Origin of the sequence: Paenibacillus sp. E194 (assembly GCF_000935845.1) — a bacterium.
In the GTDB taxonomy this organism is placed as follows: domain Bacteria; phylum Bacillota; class Bacilli; order Paenibacillales; family Paenibacillaceae; genus Paenibacillus_B; species Paenibacillus_B alvei_B.
The window spans coordinates 1-21596 of sequence record NZ_JMDX01000092.1; the positions used below are offsets into that span (position 1 = coordinate 1).

Consider the following 21596-nt stretch of genomic DNA (forward strand, 5'->3'; position numbering starts at 1 on the left):
AAGCGTCTTCTGTATCCGATTATTCAGCAGATTTGTCGTACTTCTTCATCAGAGCTGCCAATTCATCCTCGACACCTTTATCCTTCGTCAAGCTCGCAAACTCATCATCGAGCGACTTGCCTCCCGCTCCGCGGATTTCGTTGCTTGCTTCTGCTTGAGCTTCCATTTGAAGCATTTTGTCTTCCATACGCTTCAAGCCTGACATCGCAGTATCGGAGCTGAATCCCGCCATCGCTTTGTTGATTTCCGTTTGTGCCTTCGCAGCGTTGAAACGAGCAACCAACGTTTCGCGTTTGTTCTTCATATCAGTGTACTGCTTGCGCATTTCTTCCAGCTTCGCGCGAAGAGCGTCTGCAGAAGCTTTGTTCTGATCATAGCTCGCTTTGTATTCGTTCATTTTCGCTTCTGCTGCCTTCTTCTCTTCCAGAGCACGGCGTGCCAATTCAATATTGTCAGCCTGTACCGCAATTGCTGCTTGCTCAGCACGCTTGTTCACAAGTGCTTCTTGCTCTTCATAGGACTGCTTGAAGCGTTTCTCGATCGCGATCTGCTGTGCTACTGCACGTTCTGCTTCTTCCAAATCCTCTTGCATGTCACGCAAGTATTGATCTGTCATCTTAATTGGATCTTCCGCCTTCTCGATCAAGGCATAAATATTAGACATCGTTAAATCACGCAAACGTTTAAATACGGACATAGTATTGTTTCCTCCTTTGTGTGCATAACCATTGAAACAAAATACGCATCGGTTCAATATTATGTTTCATTACACATTCATACGAATCAGTTCCGAAGTTGTTTCAAAAAAACAAAAAATCATATCTCTATTGTATATGGAAATACGAAATATTGTATACACCTCTCGCTGCATAAAGAAATCTTCATTTCATTCATACTTTCTTTACATAATGACACGTACGCAGCCATAAAAAAGAAGAAGATCAGGGCATCCCCAATCTTCTTCTCCGTATTCTAACCATTATGATTTAATCAAGGGTAGACAGCATAAGCAAAAATTGTGACCACGCTTGATCAACAACTGCATCAATATGTGCCGAACTTAGATTGTCATAATGTATCCCTGCACATACGGTAACCGTAGTCTGAAGCTGACTCGCCGCTTGCTGAGCCATTGGCTCTGTCAGTACATATTCCTTATGCCCAGGAACTCTATTCGACTGCACAACCCATTCGTGCTCATCCGTACTCGGATCCCTATATGCGGTGGATACCGCCCCAATATGCTCGTCTCCCCCTGTAATGATGAACAGGTAGTCTCGCCCAATTTCGCGATATTGAATGGTTATGTCTGCTCCCGCTCGTTGCTCCTGCATGTATTCAGAGCCCCCTTCATTGAAGTACAACTGTCCAGAAGGCCTTATTTAATAATGCCGCGAATCTCATCCAGACTTTGAATGTTCTCCATTTCCATGAAGCTTAGAAGACCAGCCAGCAACTCTTCGCCAGCACGCAAGTTCATGAAGTTGTAGGTGCCTACTTGAACCACCTCGGCTCCGGCCATAATAAACTCAATAATATCCGAAGCGGAGGCAATGCCGCCCATGCCCATGACGGGGATGGATACATGCTGGGACACCTGATGAACCATGCGCAGCGCAATTGGCTTAATAGCCGGCCCAGACAAGCCCGCGTACGTATTGGAAAAAACACTGCGCCGCTGATAGATATCAATCTTCATTCCCGAGAACGTATTCACTAAAGAGACACAATCCGCTCCCTCATCTTCACACATCACGGCCATTTCTACAATATTCTCAGCATTCGGCGATAGTTTCACAGCAAGCGGCAGCGAAGTGACTTGCCGTACTTCGCGAATAACCTCACGCGCAACGTCTGTTTTCACACCAAAGGCAATGCCGCCTTCCTTCACATTCGGACATGAAATGTTCAACTCAATCATATCTACAGCCCGAACACGTGCTTTGCGCCGCTCTTCTGCATCCTTCGTTATCTTCAAGGCTCCGAGGACGTATTCTTCTATATTACTGCCGCCAAGATTGGCAATTTTCACGGGCTCAATCGTTTCCCAGAATTCCATTTCCTCTTCCAAAAATGCATCGATACCAGGATTCTCAAGCCCAACACTATTCATCATGCCGCCTGGTGTCTCCCACACCCGAGTTCCGTTATTCCCTTGACGTGGATGTAGGGTGAGCCCTTTGCAGGAGATGCCCCCCAGCTTGTTAATATCATATAATTTGGCATATTCTTGCCCAAAGCCAAACGTTCCCGATGCCATCACGATCGGATTGTTGAACGGAATGCCGGCTACATTACAAGCTAAGTTCCGCATGCCATTCCACCTCCTCCGCCAAAAATACAGGCCCATCCGCACATACTTTGCGGTTGCCGTTTTTATTCTTTACTGAGCACACATAACAAGCCCCGATTCCGCAGGCCATACGTTTTTCAAAAGATACATACACCTTCGTATCTAAGCCTTCTGCTAGCAAGGCAACTGCCTTCATCATTCCCAATGGACCACACACCAGCACATTATCATATTTACTAAAGTCCACGTCATCTAGGAGGTTGCCGTTTACGCGGACAACCAACTCATTCGCGTATGGTTCGTATGCTTCCGTTAAATAGGACTGTCCTCGAAAGCCAAGATAGATATCCGGTTTATCCAATTGCTTCGCCGTATATAATAAGGGTGCAATGCCAATACCGCCTCCGATAAGTGCAGTTCGTCCTTCCACTTGCGGGAAGCCATTACCGAATGGCCCTTCTAGCTGGATACGGTCTCCATCACGCAGCTGTGCAATTAAACGCGTACCCTCACCTGCAACCTTGTACAGGAACTGGATGCTATCCTTCGCCAAATTGCAGATGCTAATTGGACGAGACAGAACAGGTGCCGTATTCCAGGCTCGCAGCATATAGAATTGACCCATGCTTGCTTGAAATTGACCCTCCACCGTCATGAGGTAAATGCCTTCAGAGATGCGTTCGTTGGAAAGAATCGTATACACAAGTATGCTCCTTTTTTCACGAGTAAGGACAGTCTGCATCCTTCTCACGTTTATTGAGATGTGCAGATTCCTGCTCGTAAGAAAAACCCCCATTTACAACCTTATGGGTTTTCTGCCTATTTGGCATGTGAGTAAGCTTTTCTCACCTTTACACCTCTACTATGCCTGTTCTGGTTGACATCCCACTGTGACCCATGTCACATTAGCGTATGAATTGTGACAATGGTTTCGCAAATTTTCAGAATATTAGCAAGAAGTTACAAGTGAACATCCTAACAATTATAGTCGATGAGATTATTTCCCTACCGTACTAGGTAAGTGGAAGGGCATATTTCAGCCACCCCAAGGACATAACAAGAATATTGAACTGTTTATGGAATGGGGGAATGGCGCTATGCAACATTGTCGAATCTGCTTATCTGTATTATCCCTTTGCCTGCTCTGTATTACCGGCTGCTTCCATCGCTCGCAGGAAGCAACGCCTCCCATACCCAATCTGCCACCAATCAAGCCAAATCAGTCGGAATCGATCCATTCATCAGCAGACAGTCTGTGGAGACAAGATCGCACTCATCCGGTACCACGTATCTTCAAGGTAGACTCCGTGACTATGCATTCCCCACATGCTAAGGAAAAGCAAGAGAATACAGCTTCATCGGAGCATATTGAGATGCCTAAGTTCACCATAACAGCTGAGCAGGGAGAGCGTGATAATCAGAAAAGTCAGAAGAAAAGACTGGAGTCGCAGCAGGCTGAGCCAGAATCTGGCCAGCAGAAGCAACGTTCTTCCACTTCGACTGAACGCAAGTACATGTGGCAGAAATCAAGCCCGTCGCAATCAGCGGCGCAAGCTTCACAATCATCCCGCTCCAGTATGCATAAGATGAAGAAACAGCATCTCACGATTGCGGAACTGCGGTTGAAGTACCCACATATCTTTAAATTGAATGCGAAGCAGCGTCAAGGAGAACGACAAGTTGCGCTTACCTTCGATGACGCACCGGATAACCGCATTACGCCGCTTGTATTGGATATATTGAAGGAGCACAATATCCGAGCCACTTTCTTTCTCGTTGGCTCTCGTGCCAAGGCATATCCAGGACTCGTCGAGCGGATGGTACGCGAGGGGCATGTGATCGGTAATCATTCGTACAATCATCCATTGTTGACAAAGCTGACGCTACCAGCTTTTGAACACCAGGTGAAGGATACTGAACGCATTATCGAGCAGTCAACCGGATATAAGCCTCGTTACTTCCGTCCGCCATATGGAGAAATCAACGAAGAGCAATTGCGCTGGGCAGGAGATAATGGATACATGGTCGTGAACTGGGATGTAGATACGAACGATTGGCGAGGATTAACCGCTTCACGTATTTTGCAAAATGTGATGCGTGGGGTCCGTCCAGGTTCCATCATTTTGCAGCATGCCAGCGGAAGCACACAAAATGGGTACCTGCATGGTACCGTGAAAGCACTCCCATCAATTATTCAGCAGTTGAGAGATCGGGAATATGAATTCGTCACCTTGCCTGATCTGCTTCAAGATCAGAAGGAAAAGAAGGAATAAGTAAACAAGCCCCGCCATAATGGCGAGGCTTGTTGTTCAATTGCTATTGTAAGTATTTATCTACATCTATTTATAATAGTAGATATTATTTCAACACGTATACTTTAACGTCTTGCACGCCGAATGTGTTGCCTGTCTTCTTGCTTACCGGTACAAATATGTCAACCTTTTTCCCCTTGATTGCACCGCCTGTATCCGTAGCTACAGCAACCATACCGCCTGTCGGCAAGTGTTTGAAATCATATCCCGTAATATACAATTTCGTTCCAAGCGGAATCACTTTTGGATCGACCGCAACTGTGCCTAGTTTCAATGCATTACCCAAAGCATCAACTGCGCCCCATTTGCCGTTTTCACTCGGATGAGCAGTATAGGCTGTTGCGCGCATGCTTATCGTTTTCTTGTATGTCGCTGTACGTCCAGAGGACAATTGAACTACATTTTTAGGAGCAGCTTGTTGCACTGCTGCTTTCTGATTATTCGAAGCCGTTTTGACTGCCTGTCCGTCATTTTTTGCTACACCCAAAGCATTATTGACTGGCATCCCTTCCAATACCGATTTTTGAACAACGGGGCTTGGAAGTTCGATGGAGAGTCCACCATACAGATTTTTCGGATTAATTGTCGGGTTTGCCGACAATACGGATTCAACACTCATGTTGTAATTCTTAGCAATTGAATAGAACGTTTCTCCCTCTTTTACCGTATAAGGCTCAGCCTGTGCCGGCAAAATTTGAAGAATGGACGCAAGTCCAAGTAAAGCTGCAGTAATCGTTAGTGTAATTCTTTTACGCATATGTTCTGTTTTCCTCCTGTGCATTAGCCTGCGGGGTTAGTTGTCGGATTCGGGTCAAGGAGTTCCCCTACGCCATTCCAATTGCGGAATAAGCGATTCACCCCAAGGTGTTCTCAACATATCGAACACCGGTCAATAATCCCCCGTACGGGTGTGTCGTTTCGGCTCGGATTGCATCATATCACAATTTTGTAACCTGTGCGCAGGAATATGATGGTAAGTCTCTGGAACCCGCGCCCCCCAATGGATTGAAGCTTCAAACTTTTTTTATTTCATAACAAATTTGTAATCAGAGATGACATTTTTGTAATCTTTATGTTTCTATCATAGCACATATTTCAGATTTGTAAACGAAAACGCTTACATATTACAACAAGCAATAATAGGCACCCCTTAAGGATGCCTATTCGAACACCTATATATTTACAATACTCTACTTAGAAAATCCTGCGTTCTAGCATGCTTAGGATGGTTAAATAATTGGTCTGGAGAACCTTCCTCCACGATATTGCCGCCATCCATAAATAATATACGATCGCCCACTTCACGTGCGAAGTTCATCTCATGAGTTACGATTACCATCGTCATTCCTTCTGCGGCGAGTGATTTCATGACCTCAAGCACTTCGCCGACCATCTCTGGATCAAGCGCTGATGTCGGCTCATCGAACAGCATCACATGCGGCTGCATAGCAAGCGCTCGCGCAATCGCGATACGCTGCTTCTGTCCACCGGACAGCTGTCTAGGGAATGCCTTGGCCTTATCCGCCAAACCAACCTTGCTAAGCAGCTCCATTGCTAGTTTATTAGCTTCAGCCTCTGGCACATCTTTCACCTTTATTGGAGCAAGGGTAATATTTTGCAGCACGGTCATATGGGGAAATAGGTTGAACGATTGGAATACCATCCCCATTTTTTCACGTGTTTTGTTGATGTTGTGCGACTTGTCTGTGATACACTGATCCTCGAAGCGGATATCCCCTTGTGTCGGAGTTTCCAGCAAATTAATGCAACGCAGGAGAGTACTTTTTCCAGATCCGCTAGGGCCTATGACAACAACCACTTCACCACGGTCAATAGAGACATTTACCCCTTTTAAAATCTCCAATTTATCATACGATTTATGCAAATTTTGAATTTTAATCATGCTCGCTCAACTTCCTTTCCAAACGTGCCACCACTTTCGATAAAGTGAAGGTTAGAATGAGATAGATACACGCCGCTCCAATCAATGGCCCCATCGCTGAATAAATTTTGGCACGTACGATATTCGTTTCAAACATCAAGTCTGCAATCCCGATGGTGCTGACAATTGAAGTCTCCTTAATAATCGTAATAAATTCGTTGCCGATCGCAGGAATGACATTGCGGAACGCTTGTGGAAGTACGATCAAGCGCATCCCCATTGATTTTGACATCCCGAGAGAACGCGCTGCTTCCAATTGACCGTGGTCGATCGATTGTATGCCGGCACGGAAGATTTCAGCCAAATACGCACCACTATTTAAGGATAGAGCAATCGCTCCAGATGTTAGCGCACTGAATTCTACGCCATACTCTGCAAGTCCATAATGAATAATGAATAATTGTACAAGCAGCGGTGTTCCACGGAACACCTCGATATAGGTGACAGCAAACCATTTAAGCGGCTTTATTTTAGACATCCGCATCAAGACAATGGCCACTCCCAATAGTAATCCGAACAGAACGGATATCGCGGATAGCAGCACGGTTATGCCAGCACCGGATACAAATCCTAATTTATACGTCCATAACATGTCGAACCAATCGAACATGACAACCTTCCCCTTCCCTACCTATCACGACTGTTAATCTGTATTTCTTCTATATAAAGAGAAAAAGCTCCTCACTGGTTGAATTCCCACGAGGAGCGAACATATCACATCGAGATCTGTATAGACCGCATATAGATGCAATCCATATGATCTTATTGTTCCGCCAGTTGTACCGCTTGTGTAATGAATTCATCCAGTTTGCCCTGCTGCTTCAAGCGTTCAAGCGTCTTATTCACTTCATCACGCAGTTTCACACTGCCCTTGCGCACTCCGATTACATATCCTTCACTTACTGGCTTCAATTCCACTGGCGCGACAGCGACTTCCTTGCGATTCGCAGCAAATGCCGCTGCCACAGGCTTCTCCACAACGACAGCCTCTAAACGATTCGACTCCAGCGCAAGAACGAGGTCGTTCACCTTATCCAGCATTTCCTTCTTCGCATCAGGGATTTGCTGAACGACATCCTCGAAGGTTGAGCCAAGCTGTACGCCGATTTTCATCCCCTTCAAATCTTCAGGTGACTTATACTTATCCTTGTCTGCTGCACGTACAATTACCCCTGCTTCCGCCAAGTAATAAGGTGTAGAGAACTCCATTGCATTCTCCCGCTCAGGCGTTGGATCTAGTCCCGCGATTGCGATGTCAATCTTGCCTGTCTTCAGTTCCTCAGGCAATGACGACAGTGATGTATCCTTAATCTCTAATTCAGCGCCCAAATCCTTCGCAATTTCCTTCGCTATCTCAATATCGAAACCGACAATTTGATCCTTGCCGTCGATTGTTTTACGGAATTCAAATGGTGGATAGTCAGCACTCGTGCCGAGTACCAGTTTTTTATTCTCTTGAACAGTTGCTAGACGGTCTTCCTTCGCACCGCAACCAACTAATAATGATAGAATGAGTGTGCATGCTGCAACAATTTTTAATGATTTCATTTGCTCCAACCCCGCTCTGTATATGTGTAATATTCCCCGCTCGCTCTTAGTGAGGTAACATCATTATACACGCAGATGCATAGTTATACAACCATTATTTCTTAGGAATTGGTTATTAAAGTAGAATATTAGCGTACAACTCTTCCATTTTATAATACATTGGTCAATTATGGCAACATCCAAACTAGCCTTCTTGCTTCTTGCGGAATAGCGGGAGACTAATTGTGATAACTGTGCGACCTGGCACAGATTCAATAATAAGTTCTCCTTCATGGCGCTCCACGATACTGTAGCAGATGGACAAGCCTAGTCCTGTCCCCTTCTCCTTCGTCGTGACAAAAGGAGTTCCTGCCCTGACTAAAACCTCGGATGGAAAGCCTGGTCCTTCATCTTCAATACATAGAAGAACCCTATCCCCTATCATGCGAGTTCGAATCGTCAACACTTGGTTTTCACTCATCGCTTCAAGTCCGTTCCGAATGAGATTGTGAAGAAGCTGCTTCATCTCTTTCTCATCCATTTCAATAGAAGGAACTGGCGATATGTCCAGGCGGATATCCTGGCAGCGTGCCGATGCTGTTGCTTGCACAAGCGGGTATAATTGTGTAATGATTTCATTCAAGCAATGAGGGCGGAATTGGACGAATTTATGTCTAGCCAAGGTTAAATACTCCGTAATGATCGTGTTCGTCCGCTCAATTTCCTCCATCATCGTACGGAAATAGACATGCTCATCCGCATGCTCCGGCTTATTGCGAAGCAGCTGCAGAAATCCCTTGATTGTCGTTAGCGGATTTCGAATTTCATGACTAAGCGCGGCAGCCATCTCTCCCACAACCTGCAGCGCGCTCATACGCTTCATTTCTTGCTCCATCTGCGCCTTCTGACGCAGCGCCTCACTCATCCGATTCATATCTGAACCGAGCTGGCAAAATTCATTATTGGATTCGATTCTCACTGTCACGTCATAATCCCCACCGGCAATACGATGAGACGCCTCGACTAATTGATGCAGTGGAGTCACGATCAAACGGCGGATCCACCAGTTTATTAGGAAGTAAATCACAACAATAAGTAAACTGATCGTAATTAGGGTTACGACCCATACGTAAAGCAACACGCTGCTAATAACTCCCGCAGGCAGCATAATGATTGCTCTCCAGTTCGTCTCCTCAAGCGGCATTGAGAATATATACATGGAGTTCCCACGATAGTCATCAATGATAACAGACTCGTTAGAGTCATTTACTTTGCGTAATAATGTCGCTGTATCTTCATTAAGATTGGTGTATATATTGTCATAAATCGTTCGTTCTTCATCTGGGTCGTACAATAAATCGCCTTGTAGGGAAGTAAGTAGAATCTTGCTGCTGGGGTGTACACTTAGCTTGTTTGCTAACTGCTTCAAATCGCCAAACCTTATATCAACTCCGGCCACACCGAGCAGTGTGCCTCCTGAGTCGTATACAGGCGTGCTGATGGATATCATCGGTAGGTTTACATAAGGATCAATGTATGGTGCTGTCAAATAGGTTCCATTCTTCTTCACTGAACCATGATAATAGTCGTATCGCGGGTCATCTCGATACTGAGGCAATGTCTCGTCCACATGTTCTTGTTTATAGAAATTACGGAGCAGACCGGATTCATCATGACCAAACCAGGATGTAAATTTCTCCTTCCATTTCGAACCGGTCTGCATGGTGAACCAGTACCCGAATACGAGATCCTTCGGTTGAAAAGCATACCATTCTGTCAATTGATTCACTTCAGCCTTGATGCGCCCAGATGTGTCGAATATGCCCTGAATGACCCTCGCATATGTCTCAACCATTCTCTTGTGGTGACGAATGGCCGCTTCAACATCGTGAGCGGCCATCTTAACTTGATTCAAATAATTGTTCTGCATGCTCGTCTCAATAATCGAACGAACAGCTTCATAAGAAAATGAAAAAATAATGGCCAACGCAGCCACTAGTGTCGTCACTACCCGGGCGCTTAGTTGGCTATGTATCGTTCTAAACATAACATCCTCCGATTGACAATTGTCAAGACAAGATATCGCAGTCCGTTACAGTCTGGATGATATGTACGCGCGCAGTTCTTCTAAGTCGAACGGCTTCGAGAAGAAGCCAATCGCTCCTGCCGCCTTCGCTTCGTTAACCTTGTCTGCATCGCTATAGGCAGACATCATTATGACTTCGGTATCTGGACGCATCGTACGAACCGTATGCAGTACATCGAGGCCATTCATATCCGGTAGGCTCACATCCATGAGCACAATTTTACTTGGACACGCACGCATTGAATTAAGCGCCTGCTCGCCCGTCTCTGCTTCTCTTACTTCCAGTGGCAGTTCATCCAGTGCTTCCTTCAATAGAATCCGGATAGGCATCTGATCTTCCACGACAAGAATGGAGCAATGGCTCGCCACGTCTTCTGCTTCGTCCGTCTGTGCATGCATAAGCGCATTACGATCTACCGCAACCGCAGTTTCTTCTTGTACACATGAACGCTGCTTGATGACAAAGTATAAGTAAATAATAAATGGGACAGACGCGGAAAATATAACGAATAAAAATAGTTCCACTATCCTATCCTCCTTCCGATGAGGACGACAACAATCGAGTTATTACGACAACATCATGGATGATTATGATACATATTATAGTATGTTTTGTCGAAGTAAGATATGCTATTTTCTTAATTTCCCCGAAAAAAGACCTTTGCATGAATTAATCACGCAAAGGCCGTATAAATTCAAATGATATTCGAAGAGATCATAAATCCGTAGATTCCTCTATCGTATCTGCTTCAATCGGCATGTTGACCGGCAAGGTCACAATAACCGTCGTCCCTACCTCAGGCTCACTTTCGATGGACATTTCTCCTCCATGAGCCTTCACCAATTCGTACGTAATCGCCAGTCCGAGCCCTGTACCGCCATGACTTGGATTCACTTGATAGAACTTGTCCATTACTTTGGTCAAGTGTTCTTCGCTTATTCCAATTCCTTGGTCAACAATACGAACAACCACTTTCTCCGCATCCCACGACGTATGAATCGTGATCACCGACTCTTCTGGGGAGAACTTGACCGCATTATCAATCAGATTCAGGAATACTTGCTTCAATCGATTCGGATCCGCATTCAGAATTTGCTCGTTGCCTCTGACGCGTTCCTCCAATCGAATTTGCTTCTTCTCTGCTTTCATTCTCACTTGCAGGATCGTGTCTTCGATAATTGTCGCGATGGATACCTTCCGCCAGTGGAACTGCAATTTATTCTCCTGCAGCTTCGAGAAGTCGAGCAATTCCTCAACAAGCCCAATTAGGCGATCCGTTTCCTTATGAATAACGTTCAACCCCAGCTTCGTCTCCCCTTCATCTAACGGACCAGACAGCAAGGTCTCGCTCCATCCCTTGATTCCCGTCAATGGAGTCCGCAATTCGTGAGAGATCGATGAGATAAAGTCATTCTTTAATTGGTTGCTTCGCACAATCTCATGAGCCATGAAGTTGAGTGTCTTAGACAGCTCCCCAAGCTCGTACTTATATCCATCCTTGGCTCTGACATCGAATCGTCCCCGCGCCATCTGAGCGGATACAGCCGTAATCTCATTAATTGGCCTCACGATCGAATTCGCCAGCCCAAGGCTAATCACTAATACAATAATTAATATCGTAATCGAAATCAGTATGGATACGAGCACAATGCTATTCAACTGACTGTTCACTACTTCTAGTGAGGTGACAAGTCTGACAATGTAGCTGATGTCGCCTCTCTCTAACAAAGGAGCAGACACAGCCATTATCGATTCACCGGTTCCAGGCTGCTTGCCGATCCATTGTTCCAGCTTCCCTTGCTGCTGTACAGTAATCACATCGAGTGAGTTGATCGGCTTGTCGATCCGGAATCCACTGGAAGAGATAAGCACCTTCCCAGTCCGATCCAGAATTTGCACCTCGGCGCCCGGCAATTTGAATAATTCGAGCAGCTCCGGCAATATGCCTTGATCATCTACACTGGAACTAAGACTTATATATTGCTGATAGTATTTCGTCGTTACGGATGCATGGTTAGTTAAATTGCTGGATACTGAATCATAATAATACGTCCGCACCGAGATGAGAAAGACCACTTCCAGCATCAGCATCGTCATAAAGACAACGATGAAGTAATGCATGACTACCGAGCGGCGTATGCCCGGCTTAATCATGGAGTTGTTCCCTTCCATTTATACCCGTGCCCCCATACCGTTTCAAGAAATCTTGGTGATGATGGCTCATCCTCGATTTTTTGGCGCAAACGACGAATGTTCACATCCACAATCTTAGGATCGCCCATATAGTCCTTGCCCCATACATGATCAAGCAGTACGTCTCGGCTTAATGTCATCTCTTCCTTCTCCATGAAAAACTGCACCAGCGAGAATTCCGTAGGAGTTAAATCGATCGATTGGTTATTTTTGGTAAATCGCTTCGCAATCAAATCTAGTGAGAACGGGCCAGATTGATAAACTACCTTCTGGGTAGTGTGCTGATAAGAGCTAACCCTGCGCAGCAAGGACTGAATGCGCGCAACGAGCTCTGTAGGACTGAATGGCTTGCTCACATGATCATCCGCACCAACAGACAAGGCATATACTTTGTCCTGTTCCTGCACCTTGGCAGTCAGGAAGATGATTCCGAGCCGCTCATTCTGTTCCCTAACTCGTCTACACACCTCAAAGCCATCAATACCCGGAACCATCACGTCCAGTAGGGCGATATCTATCGTCGGATCGCTCATGATCATTTGATAAGCATCATTGCCGTTATCTGCTTCCACCACATCGAATCCATTGCGCTTTAAATTAATGACAATAAAGCTGCGGATTGATTCTTCATCTTCAAGAATGAGTATTTTCGTCATCTCTACTTATCTCCTTACTTCATTTCCTTTAAGAATCACTATCACTTTTGTCTAGTTCTGGTAATTTAGGAACCCCTTGTTTCGCATTCAGTGGCTCCTTGCTGTAAATGCCGATAATCTTGTCACCAAACGAACTGAGGTATGTCCATTTTTCCTTATAAGACTCCCATGCCTCAGGTGTAAAGAATCGGATAATGGCTAACGTTTCGTTCGTATGAAGATCGACAAAGCGGAGCATTTCATCTTTTTTCGATTTTGTATCCACAGTCACACGTCCATACCAAGATTTTGGGAAAGTCAAATGGAAGCGATCCATATGGTCGCGGTATTGCTTCTCCACTAACTTCAAGCCATGCTGTCCATCCCATTGGAAGAAGTTTGTAAAATAAGGGATTTCATGAGATTGATACAGATCCCAGCCGTGAGGCTGCTCGGGAATACCGATCTCAATAATGCCATCCCCGTTCATGTCAGAGCTCTTAATATCTATCCTTTTGTTGTCAGTTAAGCCCTCTTGCAATAGGGATTCAAGCATGTGATCCTTATTCATTCCAATAATATTTGATATATAGTTGTTGGCCCCTGCATCTGCATCCGCATCAAGCACGAGTCCTTTACGGTCTTTTGATATAAATCCAGACACCATATTCGTGTACGCATTAGTACCAGTTGATAACTTCAACTCATGAAATTTAACCATCCTGCCGTTTTGGTAATCGAATGAAAAGAGGACAGGTATTTGACCTGAGCGGTTATTCAATATAAACAATCGATTCTTACCGCTCTGATCCAGATCATCGATCACGAATTGAGAATACGGCTGTTCGAACAGTCTAACCATCTCTGTGTCTGTGAATCGATACACAACAAGTCCCTTATTCAGCTTCGGGTCATTGCTGCCGTAACCTACCACTAGCTCAAGACTCTTATCACCTGTCAAGTCAACCAGCTCTACCCTGTCCAACTGAGTACCCTCACCATCGAAGTCGAATACCTTCGTCCATGTGTCACCATCTGATTTAAAGATCATACCATGGATTCGAACTTCCTTGTCTGGCGTCTCATAGAATACAATCGCCTCACCCTTGCCATCATTGTTCAAATCCGCAATGCGAATCGTGCTGCGATCGTCTGCATTGCGCGGCCGGATGATATTTGCTCCTTCAGGCTTTTGGGAGTCAATAATCGATTTTAAATTCGCTTTATCTGTCGACAATCGTGGTTCCTTCAGCATGGATTTGGGGTCTTGAACCCACTGACAGCCGCTTAACATGACACTAGCCAGTAGAAGGAGGAGCGATGCTTTTCGTATTGTTCGCCTGTTTATCATACATGCCATTCCTCCTTTGATGCTTCTATTATTCGTTATTTTGTCGAAACACATTACTTATCATCTATGTAGCCTAGTTACAGGCATACTCTTTCATTATAAAAAAAAGAGTCACCTAATGGTGACAAACCCGTGACAAAGCGATGATTCATTGGGAAGAAAACATCCTCCTTGCTCAGCACACATGCTTCGCACTATATTTGAGCCTCGATGCTTACTTCGATGCTTAGTATGACAACTTATCGATAATGCCATTATCTGCTTTAATGTCATTTAACTCGTATACAGATATCGGGAAGTACAGAAACCCATATACATACGCCGCAATCTCGTACAACTGGAAGAAGAGAACGAGTGATTTGTCCGTCATATAGAAATCCTGATCCGGTCGAATCGATTTGAATGGCTCTAGCGTCTGGATATCCCGCATTTTAATCTGTGCGGCGACGTGCTTAGACAACACGTCTACGTAAGGGGCCCCTGGCTTGAACAAATCAGGCAGCGTTATCAGCTTGCCTGTCTCCGTCTCAAAGGTCAAACCACGCTGATAGGTCATCCCATGGGCTGCATGATAGGGATAGGCATATACACTTACAGTAAGACTAAGATATCCTCTTTCATTTAATTTGATTTCGAACCATCCTTGCACCTCAATATTCTTCGGGTCTTCCTCATAGCCAGAAGTTCGAATTAATTCTCTGACCTGATTTTGTATCGTATGATTCATACGCTCCGCCGCTTGTGGATGCTTCGGATCCACAACGACAGGAACGTACACCTCCAGGTTCGGCTTGCGAATAACATGAGGCTCGATCGGAATCGGCAATGGATACAGCATAAATAAAGCCACCTCCTACGGATGCGTGAGTGTTTGGAGAGAAAAAGAACGTTCTTCCCTACCTTACAACATATGCATCCATAAGAGATGGCGTGACAATTGCCTATTTACTTATTCCTAATCTTCATTATAATATGAGAGCCTTCTCCGATTGAAGAAGCCGTCTGCCCTTCACATCGACTGCGATGGTGCCGTCATGGAGTCCCCATAATCGTGTGGCGAATTTCTCTGCTAGTTCAACCTGATGGAATACCGCAATAACGATCTTGCGCTGCTTCGTACATAGATCTCGGAATGCCGACAATACAGATTCAGCCGATTGCGGGTCTAGTCCGAGCACAGGCTCATCTGCAAGCAGCACGTCTGCTCCGTGTACAAGTGCCCTGGCAATAGCAATCCGCTGCTTCTCCCCACCACTCAGATCACTACACTTCTTATGGGCCTTGTCCAATAGGCCAAGCTGTTCAATGGTATCCATTGCCCCCATGTAGTCGTCTGAGCGTATCATTCCGGTAGCCATTCTCCATAGCGGAGTTTGATGGAATCGTCCGATTAAGACGTTCTTCAATGCCTTGCGATTGTCCGACAGCACTGGGTTCTGTTCCAAGTATGCGAACTCCCGCTTGACCTTGCGTCTTCCGCTCAACTGCTGCGCGAAGATATCCACACCGTCAACGATAAATTTGCCGCTTGTCCATCTCTCCTGAAGCGCCAAACATTTCAGCAGTGTCGACTTTCCGCTGCCGCTCGCACCTATTACACCAATGAACTCGCCCGGCTGCACCTCGAAGCTAATATTTTTCAATACCTTCTGTTCAGGAGGGTACTGTTTCACTAACTGATCTACTCTAATCACCGTCAAGACTCCTCTCCATTCCGACAATGGCAGTTCGCTGCTTGATTGCTGCGAGAGACTATTTATGTGTGTGCAGCGATTCACGAACATGTACTCTTAGTGTAAGGAAGGTAGCCCCTAACTTGCAAGCGTTTTATTGCGCCGTCTGAAGATGAAGCCGAATAGTGAGAATCCAATATACCAAGCCCCGAGCAAGTAGAACATGCTCCCAATTGATACGTACTGAATCCCAATGCCGGCTAAATTCGGCCCAATGATGCTCCCCAAGCTGAAGTGAATGGATGCAATCACGTTAGCGGACGGCAAATATTCCTTAGGCAATATGTCTGCTGCATACGCCAACCCTAATGAGAAGAAAGAACCAACCAAGCCTCCAACGAGCATGAACATAATGAGAATTCCCCAGATGTTCGTACCGACAAACGGGATAATAAGGAACCCAATCCCCCCTAAGATACCGCATGCCATCAATACTTTTTTGCGGTCGATGCGGTCGCTAAGCATGCCTAGCGGCAGCTGCAGAATAAGTCCCCCGATCCCGAAGAATGGAAGCAAATACGATATCCAATGCTGCTCCATGCCGAGACGAAGCGCGTATACAGGGAAGTTGCTATTCATTGAGGCTTCCATATAACCGTATAGGAATGCTGGCATCAGAGCGAACCAGGCCCATTGGTAGGAACGGCGATAGCGTTTCTCCGGTCTCGATCCGTCCTTCATCATCGCAGCTTCTTCATTTGGCAGCTTCAGATATACAATTGCCATAACGACGAGGAACATGAGGACAATCGCGATGAACGGTGCTGAATCATGGATAGACAACAAATTAATGCCCAATGGCCCGAAGCTGAAGCCTACCCCATACGCCATTCCGTATAGGGAGATGTTTCTTCCCCGTCGATTCGCTGGACTGACCGACACGGCCCACAGCTGTGTCGCATAATGCAGCGCGCTGTCACCTAAACCAACCACAATTCGCAGAACGAACCATACCCAAATGTTCGGGAAGAACGGAAATAACGCTAGTGCGATTGTAACCGACACCATACCAGCAAGCAGCATTTTCTTATAGCCGAGTCGAATAAGTATCCGCTCTACCAGGAACATCATGGAGAACACCCCTAAGTAAAGGGCGGTAGCATTCAATGCATTCAGATCGGATGGAACCCCCATCCGCTCCAAGAAGATCGTAAGTAAGGGCAGCAATAACCCCTGACTAAGACCTGTAATCATAACGACAATAATTAGAATAATGAATTTCCAAGTTGGGGAATCTGTCGTGTTCCGCCAAGATGCCATTATTAAACCTCCCCATTTATCTCTATCAAATGAACATTTCACAATTATAGTAGACAATGCTATGCAATACAATTCATAATAAATGTAGACACTCATTGTCATTACCAAGGAGGCTACGCAGGCATGACCTATCATGTTCGTATCGACTGTTCATCGGTATATGAACTTATTGGAAGCTTCATGCTATTTGTACACCGCAAATGGATTCGCAATGTTGACAACGGCATGACGTGGGTACGTCAAGCAGAGCAAATGATGCCCAGTGAATGGGACGAGCATGCTCGTCAGGTGAAGCGTTATTCACTAACGGATTATGACATGCTGTATGCTATAGCGCTAGAATATACTGACGGCAGTCATATTACAGGGTACATCGAGCATCTGGAACAGACAACTGATCAGCAATGGAAGCATGTTCAGGAGCAGTATGGCCTGCTAGACATTTCGCTCACCAGAGATGACTGCCAACGATATTATGTACCCGCATTGAAATGCTGGTATGAGCATTACATCTCGCACACCTTGCCACAATGGGAGCCTATTTTGCTGCAAGATGCGGATGAGAAGCGGCTCTTAATGAGCAAAATAACTCCAGAAGAAGTTGTCGAAGTTGCAACGAATGGCATCGTCATTCGTGATGAGAAAAATCATATTCGCGAGTGCATTCTTGCTCCAATGTGGCACTATCGTCCTATGAACAATACGTGCACGTTTAAGAACAAGCTGTTTGTCCTGTACGCGGTTGACGAACCCGCTGAAGATGATTGCGTGCCGTCTCACAGCCTGCTTCGCATGACGCAAGCACTTGCAGATCAAGAGCGGCTGCAGCTGCTACGATTTGTTAGTCAAGGTTCACGCTCTTTCGCTGATATCCAACAGCATCTCTCATTATCCAAAGGAACTGTAAAGCATCATTTGGCCGTTCTTCGATCCGCTGGATACATACGTACCTATTGGGACGGCGACTCGGAATCCATCACCCTTCGTCAGGAAGGGTTGTCCGACTTGTCCGTATTTCTAGAAGATTATGTGCAAGTACAATTGTAACGACTGACAAAGTATGCGTAATGGAAGGTTATCGCTATCCTCCTCACGCTTGTCATGTCTGAAAGGCGCAAGGAGGAAATCACATTGACTACATCAATGCCAAAACAAACAATACTGTTCGACATGGACGACACGCTCATTTATTGCAACAAATACTTTGACATTGTCATTCATCAATTTTTGGATACGATGACGACTTGGTTCAACTCATCGAACATGAACGCGCAAGAAATCAAGTCCGTCCAATCAAAGTTCGACATCGCTGGCGTACAGAAAAACGGGTTTCAGAGCGAGCATTTCCCTCGTTCCTTCATTGAAACGTACGACCACTTGTGCAACTTGACAGGCAGAGGCTCCTCTGAGGAGGAGAAGGAACAGCTCTGGAAGCTCGGACTTAGCGTGTATGACATGGAGATTGAGCCTTATCCAGGAATGGTTGAAACACTAGAACTGCTTCGTGATCAAGGTCATGAATTGTACCTGTATACAGGCGGTGAGCCTGTTATCCAGCAGCGCAAGATTGACCAAATGAAACTGTCCACCTACTTCGGTGATCGCATCTTCATTCGTCAGCATAAGACAGCTGAAGCATTGGCAGAGATTGTGAAGGAGCAAGGCTTCACACCTGCCAATACATGGATGATTGGCAACTCCGTGCGAACAGATGTACAGCCCGGCCTCTTAGCTGGACTTCATGCCATTTATTTAAAGCGTCCGAATGAGTGGCTCTACAATGTCATTGACATTGAGATCGAGCCCCAAGGAGCGCTGTACACTTTAGAGAAGCTTGCTGACGTACCTCGTGTTATCGAGGAATGGCTGCTCACTTCCAAGCTGAGCTAGATCAAGAAGACCCAAGTTCAATTCGGAACACAACATGAAGAAGCCATGCTGTCTCGTTTCCTCCCTATGGAGCGGGCATGTGGCTTCTTCATGTATGCTTCTAATGGAGAAACGGATATTCGTGTTCCGCTATTCTTCAACCACTTTCAAATCTCCAGTTGATCGATTGGCTAGAACCAATCTTCCTTTCACCGTTGCATTTCCTCTGGTAAAGCTAAGCTTCTTCGTGCTTCCCTTCTCCAATAGCTCACGCATCATCACCGGAGATATCGTCTTCCCTGTTGCCAACTGCTTTTTCCACACAACAAACTTGCAGCCTAGCTTATAGTTCGAACAGCCGAACCCCTTGCGCCCTTCAATGATCATACCGCCACAGCCTTCCCGAGGACATATGCCGAATGTTTCTGGTACTGCATGTTGTCCGCTTCCTTCTGAGGAGCGGCTAGAGCCAGAAGCTTGCGTCGCCGAATCCTTCACTCTGGAGCTCTTCGATGTCTTGGCACTGGTTTGCGACTTGCCTCTCCCTTTGGATGATTTGTCCGATTCGATCAATGCAAGGACTTCCGCTGATACAGGGCTTTGCTTGCCGACACAGTCAATGACATGAAGCGTGAACTTGCGCACAGCTTCCATGAATACATCTTCCGATGCCTCCCCTCTGGCAATCTGCGTTAATCGTCTCTCCCATTGCCCCGTCATCTCTGGTGAGGTTAGAAGATGTACCCCTGCCCCGCGAATCAGCTCAACAGCTGTCTTTCCTTTGGTTGCGAGTGTAAGACGTTTGCCAGTCATCAAGATATATCCGACTTGCTTCAGCCGTTCAATTGTCGCCGCCCGCGTCGCAGGGGTTCCCAGCCCTGCATCCTTCATTACTTCACGCAGCTCTTCATTGTCCAGCTGCTTCCCTGCGCTTTCCATTGCCTTCAGCAGTGTGCCCTCTGTATAAGACTTTGGCGGCTGTGTTGCCTTGGCAGCCATCTCCGCTTCGCGACAATGCACAGGCTGATTCTTGTCCAGGTTGAACTGCTCCGTATCGTTAAGTTCCTCTACTTGATCCGAGGATGATTGAGAATCCCCCTCATCCTCATCTTTCTTTTTCGAGCGCTTAGATGTGCGGGACTTCTCCTTATCATGATCATATAGGAGCTTCCAGCCCCGTATACGCCATTGCTTCATGCTCGTCTTGAATGTTTCCTGCTCAACCTCGGTTAACACAGTATAAAGGGTATACTCTGCAATTGGATAGAAATGCGCCAGCAAGCGACGAACGATTAAGTCATAGATTTTACCTTCTTCAGGCGATAAGGTGCCTGGGCGCTTCGTCGTTGGCAGAATGGCATGGTGATCCTCAACCTTGTCTGGGTTACACACGCTGCGGTTATTTTTATGAACCCGACTCGGTTCTGCTTGCGCCGCCAAGTCCGCATAATCCGGCATACTCATTAGCATCTTAAGTGCCTGATGCATGCCCCCAATATTTTGCTCCGTCACATAGTTCGAGTTCGTCCGCGGGTACGTAATCGCCTTGTGCTTCTCGTATAATACTTGAGCTATATCCAGTGTCTTCTTCGCCGAGAATCCAAAACGCGCGTTAGCATCCCGCTGCAGCAGTGTTAAATCATAAAGCTTGTACGGATACTCCTTGCCTTCTTTGATCTGGTAATCGGCAATTCGTCCGCTCTTCCCTCTTACTTTGTCAGCAATCTCAGTCGCCTTTTGCTCGTCCGTAATTCGGTCGCCCTGTCTAGTTCCTTTATAAGTCGTATCTCCCTGCTGAAATACAGCGGTAACCTCATAATAGGATTCGGATTGGAACGCTGCAATCTCCTGTTCCCGGTCATAAATAAGCGCAAGGACTGGTGTCTGAACGCGTCCAACCGACAATAGAGCCTTGTGCTTCGTTGTGAAGGCGCGGGAAGCATTCATACCAATAATCCAGTCAGCTTGACTTCGGGCTCTTGCTGCAGCTGTAAGTCCTTCATAATGCTCTGCACCCTTCATCTCTCCGAATCCTCGACGAATCGTGTCTGCTGTCAGATCAGATATCCACAAGCGCTTTACAGGCTGCTTCCATTTATAATGCTGTTGAATTAGAGCGAAAATATATTGCCCCTCGCGCCCAGCATCGCACGCATTCACGATTGTATCGCATTGCTTCGCCAGATCACCGATCATTTTCAACTGATCCTTCGTGCGGCGTTCCGCCACGATCTTGAAGCTGTTCGGTAGAATCGGCAGATCATAGAAGTTCCATCGTTTATATTTCGCATCATAGGCTTGCGGTTCTGCCAATCCGAGCAAAATGGCCGATTGCCCATGTAATGATGTAGTGATCTCCTTCAATATGTGTCCGGTGCTTACGGCCCCTTGGCT

General features: G+C 46.0%; 19 protein-coding genes, 1 pseudogene and 1 riboswitch. Of the genes and pseudogenes, 3 read left to right on the forward strand and 17 right to left on the reverse strand.

Annotated features, from left to right (window positions below; translation table 11 throughout):
* Positions 1–19: 19 nt before the first annotated feature.
* The 4 genes from AZ66_RS14400 to AZ66_RS14415 form a co-directional block, all read right to left on the reverse strand.
* Entirely contained in the window at positions 20–697 is a 678-nt protein-coding gene (locus AZ66_RS14400) for a PspA/IM30 family protein (RefSeq protein WP_021253860.1), read from the reverse strand.
* Positions 698–986: 289 nt separating this feature from the next.
* Positions 987–1334 (reverse strand): prenylated flavin chaperone LpdD, encoded by a 348-nt coding sequence (locus AZ66_RS14405; RefSeq protein ID WP_044355469.1) that lies wholly within the window; start codon positions 1332–1334, stop codon positions 987–989.
* Positions 1335–1378: 44 nt separating this feature from the next.
* A complete protein-coding gene (locus AZ66_RS14410; protein ID WP_036620830.1) occupies positions 1379–2314 on the reverse strand; it encodes a dihydroorotate dehydrogenase in 936 nt (311 codons plus the stop codon).
* Positions 2295–2996: a dihydroorotate dehydrogenase electron transfer subunit gene (locus AZ66_RS14415; protein WP_044355479.1), complete on the reverse strand. Its 702-nt coding sequence runs from the start codon at positions 2994–2996 to the stop codon at positions 2295–2297. The genes AZ66_RS14410 and AZ66_RS14415 overlap by 20 nt, the downstream gene beginning before the upstream one ends.
* Positions 2997–3390: 394 nt before the next feature.
* Between AZ66_RS14415 and AZ66_RS30620 the strand changes: the two genes are divergently transcribed.
* Positions 3391–4566: a polysaccharide deacetylase family protein gene (locus tag AZ66_RS30620; protein WP_082061587.1), complete on the forward strand. Its 1176-nt coding sequence runs from the start codon at positions 3391–3393 to the stop codon at positions 4564–4566.
* 85 nt (positions 4567–4651) lie between these two features.
* On the opposite strand, the gene AZ66_RS14425 is transcribed toward AZ66_RS30620, so the two are convergent.
* The 12 genes from AZ66_RS14425 to AZ66_RS14480 all read right to left on the reverse strand — a co-directional run bounded on the left by AZ66_RS14425 (position 4652) and on the right by AZ66_RS14480 (position 17333).
* Complete coding sequence (locus tag AZ66_RS14425; RefSeq protein WP_021261424.1) at positions 4652–5362, reverse strand: 3D domain-containing protein; 711 nt, start codon at positions 5360–5362, stop codon at positions 4652–4654.
* Positions 5363–5371: 9 nt separating this feature from the next.
* Positions 5372–5539, reverse strand: a riboswitch (cyclic di-AMP (ydaO/yuaA leader).
* A 246-nt stretch (positions 5540–5785) separates the two neighbouring features.
* Positions 5786–6508, reverse strand: a complete 723-nt coding sequence (locus tag AZ66_RS14430; protein WP_044355480.1) for an amino acid ABC transporter ATP-binding protein — start codon at positions 6506–6508, stop codon at positions 5786–5788.
* A complete protein-coding gene (locus AZ66_RS14435; protein WP_021261422.1) occupies positions 6501–7157 on the reverse strand; it encodes an amino acid ABC transporter permease in 657 nt (218 codons plus the stop codon). Before AZ66_RS14435 ends, AZ66_RS14430 begins: the two co-directional genes overlap by 8 nt.
* 152 nt (positions 7158–7309) lie before the next feature.
* Positions 7310–8095: a transporter substrate-binding domain-containing protein gene (locus tag AZ66_RS14440; protein WP_021253868.1), complete on the reverse strand. Its 786-nt coding sequence runs from the start codon at positions 8093–8095 to the stop codon at positions 7310–7312.
* A 184-nt stretch (positions 8096–8279) separates the two neighbouring features.
* Positions 8280–10121 carry a HAMP domain-containing sensor histidine kinase gene (locus AZ66_RS14445; protein ID WP_044355481.1) on the reverse strand — a complete coding sequence of 614 codons (1842 nt, stop codon included), beginning with the start codon at positions 10119–10121 and terminating at the stop codon, positions 8280–8282.
* A 45-nt stretch (positions 10122–10166) separates the two neighbouring features.
* Positions 10167–10685, reverse strand: a complete 519-nt coding sequence (locus AZ66_RS14450) for a response regulator (RefSeq protein WP_021261420.1) — start codon at positions 10683–10685, stop codon at positions 10167–10169.
* Between the two features lie 190 nt (positions 10686–10875).
* Complete coding sequence (locus tag AZ66_RS14455; RefSeq protein WP_082061588.1) at positions 10876–12333, reverse strand: sensor histidine kinase; 1458 nt, start codon at positions 12331–12333, stop codon at positions 10876–10878.
* Positions 12312–13010: a response regulator transcription factor gene (locus AZ66_RS14460; RefSeq protein WP_044355482.1), complete on the reverse strand. Its 699-nt coding sequence runs from the start codon at positions 13008–13010 to the stop codon at positions 12312–12314. Before AZ66_RS14460 ends, AZ66_RS14455 begins: the two co-directional genes overlap by 22 nt.
* A gap of 28 nt (positions 13011–13038) precedes the next feature.
* Positions 13039–14340, reverse strand: a complete 1302-nt coding sequence (locus tag AZ66_RS14465) for a hypothetical protein (protein WP_231586879.1) — start codon at positions 14338–14340, stop codon at positions 13039–13041.
* Between the two features lie 226 nt (positions 14341–14566).
* Positions 14567–15178 (reverse strand): DUF3298 and DUF4163 domain-containing protein, encoded by a 612-nt coding sequence (locus AZ66_RS14470; protein WP_044355484.1) that lies wholly within the window; start codon positions 15176–15178, stop codon positions 14567–14569.
* A gap of 127 nt (positions 15179–15305) precedes the next feature.
* Positions 15306–16034 (reverse strand): phosphonate ABC transporter ATP-binding protein, encoded by a 729-nt coding sequence (locus AZ66_RS14475; RefSeq protein WP_044355486.1) that lies wholly within the window; start codon positions 16032–16034, stop codon positions 15306–15308.
* A gap of 117 nt (positions 16035–16151) precedes the next feature.
* Positions 16152–17333 (reverse strand): MFS transporter, encoded by a 1182-nt coding sequence (locus AZ66_RS14480; RefSeq protein WP_044355487.1) that lies wholly within the window; start codon positions 17331–17333, stop codon positions 16152–16154.
* 123 nt (positions 17334–17456) lie between these two features.
* Between AZ66_RS14480 and AZ66_RS14485 the strand changes: the two genes are divergently transcribed.
* On the forward strand, positions 17457–18380 hold the full coding sequence (locus AZ66_RS14485; protein ID WP_044355488.1) for an ArsR/SmtB family transcription factor: 924 nt from the start codon (positions 17457–17459) through the stop codon (positions 18378–18380).
* A 96-nt stretch (positions 18381–18476) separates the two neighbouring features.
* On the forward strand, positions 18477–19223 hold the full coding sequence (locus AZ66_RS14490) for an HAD family hydrolase (protein WP_231586880.1): 747 nt from the start codon (positions 18477–18479) through the stop codon (positions 19221–19223).
* Positions 19224–19352: 129 nt separating this feature from the next.
* On the opposite strand, the pseudogene AZ66_RS14495 reads toward AZ66_RS14490, so the two are convergent.
* Positions 19353–21596, reverse strand: a pseudogene (locus AZ66_RS14495) (DNA topoisomerase 3); the annotation flags it as partial.

Excerpts from the sequence above, each read along its gene's own strand:
- AZ66_RS14400 (WP_021253860.1), bottom strand. The coding sequence starts at position 697 with ATGTCCGTATTTAAACGTTTGCGTGATTTAACGATGTCTAATATTTAT.
- AZ66_RS14405 (WP_044355469.1), bottom strand. The coding sequence starts at position 1,334 with ATGCAGGAGCAACGAGCGGGAGCAGACATAACCATTCAATATCGCGAA.
- AZ66_RS14410 (WP_036620830.1), bottom strand. The coding sequence starts at position 2,314 with ATGCGGAACTTAGCTTGTAATGTAGCCGGCATTCCGTTCAACAATCCG.
- AZ66_RS30620 (WP_082061587.1), top strand. The coding sequence starts at position 3,391 with ATGCAACATTGTCGAATCTGCTTATCTGTATTATCCCTTTGCCTGCTC.
- AZ66_RS14425 (WP_021261424.1), bottom strand. The coding sequence starts at position 5,362 with ATGCGTAAAAGAATTACACTAACGATTACTGCAGCTTTACTTGGACTT.
- AZ66_RS14430 (WP_044355480.1), bottom strand. The coding sequence starts at position 6,508 with ATGATTAAAATTCAAAATTTGCATAAATCGTATGATAAATTGGAGATT.
- AZ66_RS14435 (WP_021261422.1), bottom strand. The coding sequence starts at position 7,157 with ATGTTCGATTGGTTCGACATGTTATGGACGTATAAATTAGGATTTGTA.
- AZ66_RS14440 (WP_021253868.1), bottom strand. The coding sequence starts at position 8,095 with ATGAAATCATTAAAAATTGTTGCAGCATGCACACTCATTCTATCATTA.
- AZ66_RS14445 (WP_044355481.1), bottom strand. The coding sequence starts at position 10,121 with ATGTTTAGAACGATACATAGCCAACTAAGCGCCCGGGTAGTGACGACA.
- AZ66_RS14455 (WP_082061588.1), bottom strand. The coding sequence starts at position 12,333 with ATGGAAGGGAACAACTCCATGATTAAGCCGGGCATACGCCGCTCGGTA.
- AZ66_RS14460 (WP_044355482.1), bottom strand. The coding sequence starts at position 13,010 with ATGACGAAAATACTCATTCTTGAAGATGAAGAATCAATCCGCAGCTTT.
- AZ66_RS14465 (WP_231586879.1), bottom strand. The coding sequence starts at position 14,340 with ATGATAAACAGGCGAACAATACGAAAAGCATCGCTCCTCCTTCTACTG.
- AZ66_RS14470 (WP_044355484.1), bottom strand. The coding sequence starts at position 15,178 with ATGCTGTATCCATTGCCGATTCCGATCGAGCCTCATGTTATTCGCAAG.
- AZ66_RS14480 (WP_044355487.1), bottom strand. The coding sequence starts at position 17,333 with ATGGCATCTTGGCGGAACACGACAGATTCCCCAACTTGGAAATTCATT.
- AZ66_RS14485 (WP_044355488.1), top strand. The coding sequence starts at position 17,457 with ATGACCTATCATGTTCGTATCGACTGTTCATCGGTATATGAACTTATT.
- AZ66_RS14490 (WP_231586880.1), top strand. The coding sequence starts at position 18,477 with ATGCCAAAACAAACAATACTGTTCGACATGGACGACACGCTCATTTAT.